This window comes from Pseudoalteromonas sp. S3178 (assembly GCF_005886985.1).
Lineage (GTDB): Bacteria > Pseudomonadota > Gammaproteobacteria > Enterobacterales > Alteromonadaceae > Pseudoalteromonas > Pseudoalteromonas carrageenovora.
This window is the reverse complement of sequence record NZ_PNCW01000025.1, coordinates 203,508-211,741: the sequence shown is the minus strand read 5'-3', so window position 1 is coordinate 211,741 and position 8,234 is coordinate 203,508. Positions and strand designations below refer to the sequence as shown.

Annotated in this window: 5 protein-coding genes; 2 read left to right on the top strand and 3 right to left on the bottom strand. The window is 41.8% G+C overall.

What is annotated here, in order from left to right; all coding sequences use genetic code 11:
* Window positions 1-323: 323 nt before the first annotated feature.
* From CWC11_RS07825 to CWC11_RS07815, 3 genes are read right to left on the bottom strand one after another with little or no spacing between them, the layout of a single operon-like run.
* The gene (locus CWC11_RS07825; RefSeq protein WP_138682233.1) at window positions 324-1,523 is read right to left on the bottom strand and encodes an AGE family epimerase/isomerase; all 1,200 of its coding nucleotides are present in this window, start codon (window positions 1,521-1,523) and stop codon (window positions 324-326) included.
* Entirely contained in the window at window positions 1,520-2,497 is a 978-nt protein-coding gene (locus CWC11_RS07820; protein WP_138682232.1) for a carbohydrate kinase family protein, read from the bottom strand. The genes CWC11_RS07825 and CWC11_RS07820 overlap by 4 nt, the downstream gene beginning before the upstream one ends.
* A 16-nt stretch (window positions 2,498-2,513) precedes the next feature.
* On the bottom strand, window positions 2,514-3,815 hold the full coding sequence (locus CWC11_RS07815; protein ID WP_138682231.1) for an MGH1-like glycoside hydrolase domain-containing protein: 1,302 nt from the start codon (window positions 3,813-3,815) through the stop codon (window positions 2,514-2,516).
* Between the two features lie 197 nt (window positions 3,816-4,012).
* On the opposite strand from CWC11_RS07815, the gene CWC11_RS07810 reads away from it, so the two are divergent.
* Both CWC11_RS07810 and CWC11_RS07805 read left to right on the top strand, forming a co-directional pair.
* The gene (locus CWC11_RS07810; protein ID WP_138682230.1) at window positions 4,013-6,454 is read left to right on the top strand and encodes a TonB-dependent receptor; all 2,442 of its coding nucleotides are present in this window, start codon (window positions 4,013-4,015) and stop codon (window positions 6,452-6,454) included.
* A gap of 189 nt (window positions 6,455-6,643) precedes the next feature.
* A complete protein-coding gene (locus CWC11_RS07805) occupies window positions 6,644-8,224 on the top strand; it encodes a sodium:solute symporter family protein (RefSeq protein ID WP_138682229.1) in 1,581 nt (526 codons plus the stop codon).
* Window positions 8,225-8,234 lie beyond the last annotated feature (10 nt).

The window sequence follows — 8,234 nt, the reverse complement described above, 5'->3', positions numbered from 1 at the left end:
TTGATAGTTGAATTTGCAGCAGTATGTTTGGTTTTAAGGCAAGGCAGAGCTTATGAAGTGTGGTTATTCCACATAAATAGGCGATAACGCAGCATAAATGCCAAACATGCGCTGCCCTTCGGGTTCTGCCTAGGGGCGATAAACTCTTTGTTGCTCGGTTTTTACTTAGCCCACTAGGTTACAAACCTCGCGCCGCGATTTAATCGCCCCTAGATTGAACAAATTTCAATCCGCAAAGATCAACACGCCCTAGCAATTAGGCAAAAAAAACCGCCAAAGTGGCGGTTAAAAGGTCTACACAACAAAATATAACTACTTTTTTGTTATTTTAATAACGCCAACACATCAAAGCAGGCACCCATAGTGTGGTAATCAGTTTTACCAATAGGGCTTTTTTCGGTATCCATTTTTTTGTTATCTACGGTTAAAATTCTAAACCACGCACCGTATTGATGATCAACTAAGTGCTGCCATGAATACTGCCAAATTTTGTCATACCATTGCTGGTATTTTTCATCACCTGTGGTTTCATAAAGGTACGCTGCACAACACAGTGTTTCGGCTTGTACCCAAAAGTACTTGTCGTCATCACATATGCTTTTATCTGGCGCAAATCCATAACAAATACCGCCGTGTTGTTTATCCCACGCAACATCTATTGAGTTATCAAATAAGGCTTTAGCTCGCTCTACAAGCCAAGCTTGTGGCTTATGCTTATTTAAAAACATCAGCAATTTTGACCACTCGGTTTGGTGACCAGGTTGAAAACCCCACGGGCGAAATAAATTTTTAGGGTCGTTTTTGTTGTACTCTAAATCAACCTGCCAGTTTATATCGTAGTGTTCCCAAATAAGCCCACCCATTAAATTAGCTTGGCGATTAACCATGTTATCGGCAAGTGTGAGCGCGCGATTTAAAAATAGCTCATCTTGAGTTGCTTCATAAGCGGCAATAAGTGCTTCGCACGTATGCATATTGGCGTTTTGCCCGCGATACGCATCGCACTGAGTAAAGTCACTGTTGTGCTGATCTTTATATAAACCCGCTTTGGCATCCCAAAAATGCGTTTCCATTGTTTGAAATGTATCGTTTAGGTATTCACGTGCCTCTGTAACGCCTGCGCGGTAGGCCCAGCTGTAGGCTAAAATAACAAATGCAAAACCATAACAGTGGTTTGTGTTATCAAGCACCGTGGCTTTACCATCGGCTACTTTTAACAGCCAATTGTAGCCACCGGTTTGCTCAACAAAATGATGCTTACGAATAAACTCAATACCCGATTTAACACGGGTAAGGTACTTTTCGTCTTTAAAGGTTTGGTACGCGCGTGCATAATTAAATACAAAGCGGGTAGAGCTTACTAAATGGCGAGTTTGCTTATCAAACACCTCACCATTATCTGAAAAATTTTGGTAAAAGCCGCCGTGCTCATCGTCAATGTTTGGCTCATAAAACGCCAGTGTATCGGCAATGTGCTGCGTTAAAAACTCTCGGCTTTTAAAGTTGTCAGGTGTGTGGCTCATAGTGCGCTCCTAAAATCGTTAAGCGATTTTTCGTTAGGTAAGGAGGTAAACGCTCCTTTGTAAGATGCGGCATGTGCACCACATAACGAAGCAAATTCAAATATAGTTGTTAGCGTATCGGGTTTGTCGCAAAGCCCGTTAAAACTTGCAGGCGTTAAATTTTGTAAGCCTAGCTGATACAGTAACCCACCTACAAATGCATCACCTGCGGCGGTGGCATCAACCATAGTTACTTTTTTTGGAATAAGCGTTTGCTTGGCATTTTTGGTATACCAGTGCATTGGATTGCCTGCATCAGTTACTACAAATAACTCACAACCGTTATTAAGTGTGTGGGCAATAAATTCTTCACCCGTTTGCTCACCGGCTAAATACTCAAGTTCTTCTTTTGAGGCTTTAATAATAGAGCAGTGTTTTAGCAAGGGTAAAATATGCTCTCGCGGGTTGGCATTACTTGGCCATAAGTTTAGGCGCAAGTTAATGTCAAAACTGACAATCGCGTTATTTTGTTTGGCAAACTCAACACCGTAAGCAGTTGTTTTACGTATGTGCTCGTCGGTTAAGGTGTTTGAGCAAATATGAAATATGTCGCATTGCTCAAACCATTCACTGCTAAAGTCATCATTACTAAAGTGTAGGTCGGCGGTGTTATCACGGTAAAACTCAAACGTACGGTCGCCGTCGTTATCAAGCGATACAAACGCAAGGGCGGTTTTAGCTTGGTTTGTAAAGCGCATAAAGTGGGTTTTTACACCTTGCTCTTTTAAAGCGTTATGTAAAAAACTGCCAAAACTGTCGGTGCTCAGCATGCCCGCAAAGTAAGCGTTACCACCTAGCTTTGCAATGGCTACGCTTACGTTTGCAGGTGCACCACCTGCAAATTTAGTAAATGCTTCGTGCTCGCTGTTATTTTGACTTAATTTATCTGAGAGTAAATCAACCAGTACTTCACCAAAACATATTGTGTGTTTCATGATGTTGCCTTAGTTATTAATCAAGTAGCCAATGCAGTGCAATTGCTGCTGTCCATGAGAAGTCTTTACCACCACAGCCTGCGCCAGTTTCTGGGTTAAAGTATTCGTAGTAACCCGATTTAAGCACTAAGTCGCGGGTGTCATCCTGAATTTTTTCAGCAGTTTTCACAAAGCCTGCTTCTTTTAGGCCTGTGGCTATCATCCAGTTAATGTGTAACCAAATAGGGCCGCGCCAGTAGCGTTGTGGTTCGTACTTTTCTTCTTTAGGGTGGGTAGATGCCACACTAAATTGGCTAGACTCAATAAAGTCTTCAGTTGCGGTATTAATAATCTGAGTTTGCTCGTCAGATGTTAAACCAGCATAAACAGTTAATAGTGCTGCTGAGGTTTTAACTTTAGCTAGGCTATTTGTTAGCACGTCTTTACAGTAAAAATACTGGCTCTGCTCACACCACAAAGTGTTAATTGATTGTTGTGTAAGCTCAGCACGCTGGGCTAAATAATCAGTGCGTGCATCGCTTAAACCAAGTTGTTCACCCATTTCGAGTAAATCTTTTGTGGCACGATGTAAAATAGCAATAATACCTAGGTCGTTCATTTTGTAAGGGCTGGTCTCGTAAATCACTTTGCTGTCAAAGTTGTTACGCTTAAAAAAGTCTACTAGGTATAAAAAGCGGTCGTACTCACTTTTATGTGGGCGCTGCGATGAATCTACATGGCTTGTATCACGACGAGTGTACTCCCAATCAACACATGGCACGGCTTGGAGCGCGTCATCCCATGATGGGCTGTTATCCATGCCCGACTCCCACGGATGGTAAGTCACTACTAAACCTGTATTTTCAGGATCGCGGTCGTTGTACCACCATAAATGGTAATCAACAACTTTTGAGAATAATGACTTAACTTTTTGCTCTGCAAGGGTTTTATCTTGTGCGCTTGCAAGCATTTCTTTCATTACTGTGGCCACAACGGGTGGCTGTGAAATAGACGTACTTTTAATTTTTTTGTCTGAGCCCCACACATCAGGACCTGGGAAATACGTGTCGGCATCTTTATGAAATAAGATATGTGGCACCATGCCGTCATCCCACTGACCTGAAAATAACACATCAATTTCTTGCCACGCACGCCCCTCATCAGACTTCATCCAACCTAGCGCAGTTATTGCTGAATCCCAGTTCCATTGAAACGGGTAAAGGCCATGAGTTGGTACTGTATAGCCACCTAAATCGTTTGCTATAAGTGTTTTAGTAGCAAGGTCTGCAAGTGATGCAGCAGTGACTGCATCAATTTTACTGCTGTTTATAGTAGTCATATTGGGTGCTCTTTGTGTGTTATTTTCAATTCGGATAATATTAAAGCACTCATTATGGGTTGTAAATGTTTTTTTTCTGTGCTTAAATCCTGTTCGAAGTAACAAAAAACTAACATGTATATCTTGATTATTTCTACTTTACTTAGCCACACTCTAAGTAAATACACACAGACAACTAGCACAATTGGAGAATACCCGTGAATAAAACAACGATCGCCTCTATTGTATCTTTATGCCTCACACAGGGCGCGTTTGCCGCAGAAGAGTCTGCGCCAGATACAGCAAAAAAAGCTAATAACGTTGAGCGTATTATCGTCTCTGGTACCAGTAAAGGACGTGTAATTTCAGATACTCCACAATCTGTAACCTCAATTAGCGAAGACGAATTAGTAAAGCTTTCATCAAGCAGCCAAGCAGATGTACTCCGTTACATCCCAGGTATTAAAGTAGAAGGGGGCGGTGGTGAGGTTGCAACAAACCTACAAGTAAGGGGCTTGCCTTCGTCGGGTCAGTTTCAGTTTACGCCTTTATCGTATGATGGTTCACCTAGTTTGAGTGTTTTTGGCTTAAACTCGTCGGCATTTGATGTTTACTACCGTAATGACTTAGGCATTGAGCGTGTAGAGTTTGTACGTGGCGGTGTATCTAACTTATTTGGCCAAGGCTCTGTAGCGGGTATTATTAACTACATTTCTAAAACGGGCAGTGATGATCCGCAAAGTACCGTGCAAATGGAGCTATCTGATCAGGGGCGTACTCGTTTAGACTTTGCTACAAGCGGGCCGCTTAACGAAGATGGCCTTTACTATGCGCTATCGGGTTTTTACCGTTACGACGAGGGCCCGTTAGATACAGGACTTGAGACTAAAGGTACTCAGCTTCGCGGTAATATTCGTAAAGAATTTGATGACGGCTCAGGCTCATTTACGGTTTATGGCCAATACATTGACGATCAAGCGCAGTTTTACCTTCCTATTCCGCTTGATGGCGATAGCCGCGAGCGTTTAAGTGGTAACGATGGCAGCGAAGTGGAGTCACTACAAACTGCCAATGTATCTAACCTTACCTATGACACTGCAAATGGTCGTCATGAATCGCCAATTAGCGATGGTGTGGTTACTAAAGGTGGTTCTATTTCAGTTGTATTTGAAAAAGAGCTAGCCAACGACTTTGCAATTAACATGCGCAGCAAATACGCAAAGTACCAGCACGAATTTAACCTATTTTTAGATGGCGACGGTATTATTAACGTCCCTGAGAGCCAAGAAGACTTTTTAGCTAACCGTGGTTTAGGCGATGCAAGTGGTGCAGCGTTTACTTACACCGCATCGGGTCAGGCACTTGCAAGTGATGACTTACTATTTGCTAACCGTATTTTAGACCGCGATCGCCCAGCAGAAGATTTTTCTGCCGAGTTTAATGTTATTAAAAGTATTTTTGTTGGCGATTTTAGCCATGATATTACGGTAGGTACGTTTTTTTCACACAGTGAAGCCGATGACGATAACGTTATTACCACCTACTTAGGGGAGTTTAACAATAACCCTGAGCTGGTGGATTTAACGTACACCAATGCCGACGGCGATGTTGTTCAGTACACACAAAATGGCATTAGTGGGCCTGGTATTTCATACACTAACCAAACTATTAGCGCTACGCGCCGTGCACTTTATATAGCGGATCAAATGGAAAGCGATGATTGGATTATCGACTTTGGTGTACGTTATGAAGAAATTGACGGCAAAATTAGCCGTGAAGGCAGCCAAGTAGTTCAGATTTCTGATGACCCAATGCTTGCCCCTAATTTACAAGTTAACACTACGGGCAGTGGTGTAATGACTTACGGTGAAGTAGACACCTCTGAATTTGCAGTATCGGGTGCGGCGTTATATCGCTTAACTGATAATTTAAATGTATATGCTAATGCATCTCGCGGGTTTTTCTTCCCAGAAATTAGAGGTATTCAGTTTAACGATTTAGGCGAGCCTGCCAGCTACGAAGCCGAAATTGTTGAACAAGGTGAGCTAGGTGTTAAGTTTTTTGATAACGACTTTAGCGGTAGCATTGCTTTATTTAGAACCGATTTAAAAGATAGACGCAGCGTAGACTTTGTAAACGATGGTAACGGGGGCGTATTAGAGCTGCCAGTTATGCAATCGACCAAAGCAACGGGTGTGGAGCTTACTGGTCGTTACGATATTACAGACGAGTGGGCTGTTGATGCCAACATGACCTACACCGACCACGAATTTACTGAGTTTGACTCAGACCCTTCTATTATTGGTAACGAGTTACGTCGTAAACCAAAAATATTATTTAACTCATCTATTAGTTACACCGCAGATAACTGGGATGCATCGATTTACCACAACTTTACCGGTAAAAACTATGCTAACGACTCAAACTCGGTAGAGCTTGATTCATTTCACTTATTTAGATTTGATGCAGGTTATAACTGGCAAATTGCACCAGAGCAAACAGTACGCTTAAGCGTAGGGGTATTTAACTTGTTTGACTCTGATGGTGTAACCGAAGGCTCGCCGCGTTTAGGTAATAGTCAAACGTCAGATAACCCGTATTTTGTAGGTCGCCCAATTCTCCCACGACGCGTTACATTAAGAGTTAAATACGACTTTTAAATAAATGCTTTATGCCTATTAACCTACTTTTTGGTTAATAGGCTTTTTGCATTGTGATGCATTTTTCAGCTAAGTTAGCTATAGGCTTGTTTTTTGACGCTACTTTTATAGAAGTAAGCAAATAGCAAATTTGGTTTTTTATTTTTGAGAAGGCGCTGTGTTTTCTTATTTTGAATACGCGAAATAATTATGAATATATTAGATTTTTCAATAGTTGCTCTCTACCTTGGTGCCTTATTGGTAATGGGGTTTATGCTACGCGAACAAACCAATAAAAGTGATTACTTTTTAGGAGGCAAAAGCTTAGGGTGGAAACCGCTGGCTTTGTCGGTAATGGCCACTCAGCTTTCGGCTATTAGCTTTATTTCGGCTCCTGCATTTGTTGGTTTGCGTGAAGGCGGTGGTATGCAATGGCTCTCGTATGAGTTAGGTGTACCGCTGGCGATGATTTTAATTTTAGCGACTATTTTACCTAAGCTTTATAAGAGCGGCATTGTCAGTATTTACGATTACTTAGAAATGCGTTTTGGCCGCTCAACCCGTGTGCTTATTAGTGTGGTATTTCAGTTTAGCCGCGCATTTGCCACCGGTATTATGATTTATGCCGTATCGCTTATTTTACAAGGCACCATGGGCATAGAAGCGTGGCAGGCCATTGTGCTTACCGGCGTTATAACTGTTTTATATTCACTACAAGGTGGTATGAAAGCGGTTGTATATGGTGATGCCATTCAAATGATCATCATTGTACTGGGTACCATTGCCTGTATTGGCTTTGGGCTTTATCACTTAGGTGGTGTTGATACCTTTATTGCTAATGTTGATTCGAGCCGATTAGAAGCTATAAAGCTTGATTCGTTTGGCTTTAGTGGTGACGGCTTTGGCTTTTTACCTATGATTTTTGGTGGTGTGGTACTTTACGCTTCGTACTACGGGTGTGACCAAACACAAGCACAGCGTGCGCTTAGTGCAAAAGATCCTAAAAACTTGCGCTACATGATTTTAGCCAACGGGGTCGTGCGTTTTCCTATTACTATTTTATATTGTGTGTCGGGTTTAATTGTAGGCACACTGGCTATGACTAATCCTGACTTTTTAGCAAAAATTCCAGCCGATAACCCAGATTGGATGATGCCAATATTTATTTTAGATTACTTGCCGCATGGCCTAATTGGTTTATTAGTTGTAGCTATTTTATCGGCGGCTATGTCGTCACTTAGCTCAGCTATTAACTCGCTTTCGGCGGTCAGTATTGAAGATTACAGCCGTATTTCTAATAAAGAGCTAGACCAACCAACGTATTTAAAACTGGCTAAGTACTTAGGCTTAGCGTGGGGCGCAATTACTCTTGTGTTATCACTTTTTGCTGGTGACATAGCGCCCACGATTATTGAAGCAATTAACAAAGTGGGCTCACTATTTTATGGCCCAATACTCGCGGTATTTTTAATCGCAGTGTTAAGTAAGCGAAGTGCAGCACTACATGCAAATATAGGTTTAATTAGTGGTGTACTAATTAACTTGTTTGTGTCGATATTTGCGCCTGATGTATTTTGGTTTTGGTGGAACTTTATTGGCTTTGTAAGCACTGCAATTATTATTTATGTAACCAGCCGCGTTATTCCGCGTGAAGTAAACGAAGTCGCTAAAGCGCAAAACGCTGAGACAACCTCAAACTCTATTTTAACCGGTAAAGATATCGTTATGCTGCTGAGCATGTTTGTAGTGATGATATTAATGTGCCTTGCTATTCCTTCAATTTTTTCGTGAGCTTTGACTA

Coding starts and splice junctions, on each gene's coding strand:
- CWC11_RS07820 (WP_138682232.1), bottom strand. CDS start 2,497: ATGAAACACACAATATGTTTTGGTGAAGTACTGGTTGATTTACTCTCA.
- CWC11_RS07825 (WP_138682233.1), bottom strand. CDS start 1,523: ATGAGCCACACACCTGACAACTTTAAAAGCCGAGAGTTTTTAACGCAG.
- CWC11_RS07805 (WP_138682229.1), top strand. CDS start 6,644: ATGAATATATTAGATTTTTCAATAGTTGCTCTCTACCTTGGTGCCTTA.
- CWC11_RS07815 (WP_138682231.1), bottom strand. CDS start 3,815: ATGACTACTATAAACAGCAGTAAAATTGATGCAGTCACTGCTGCATCA.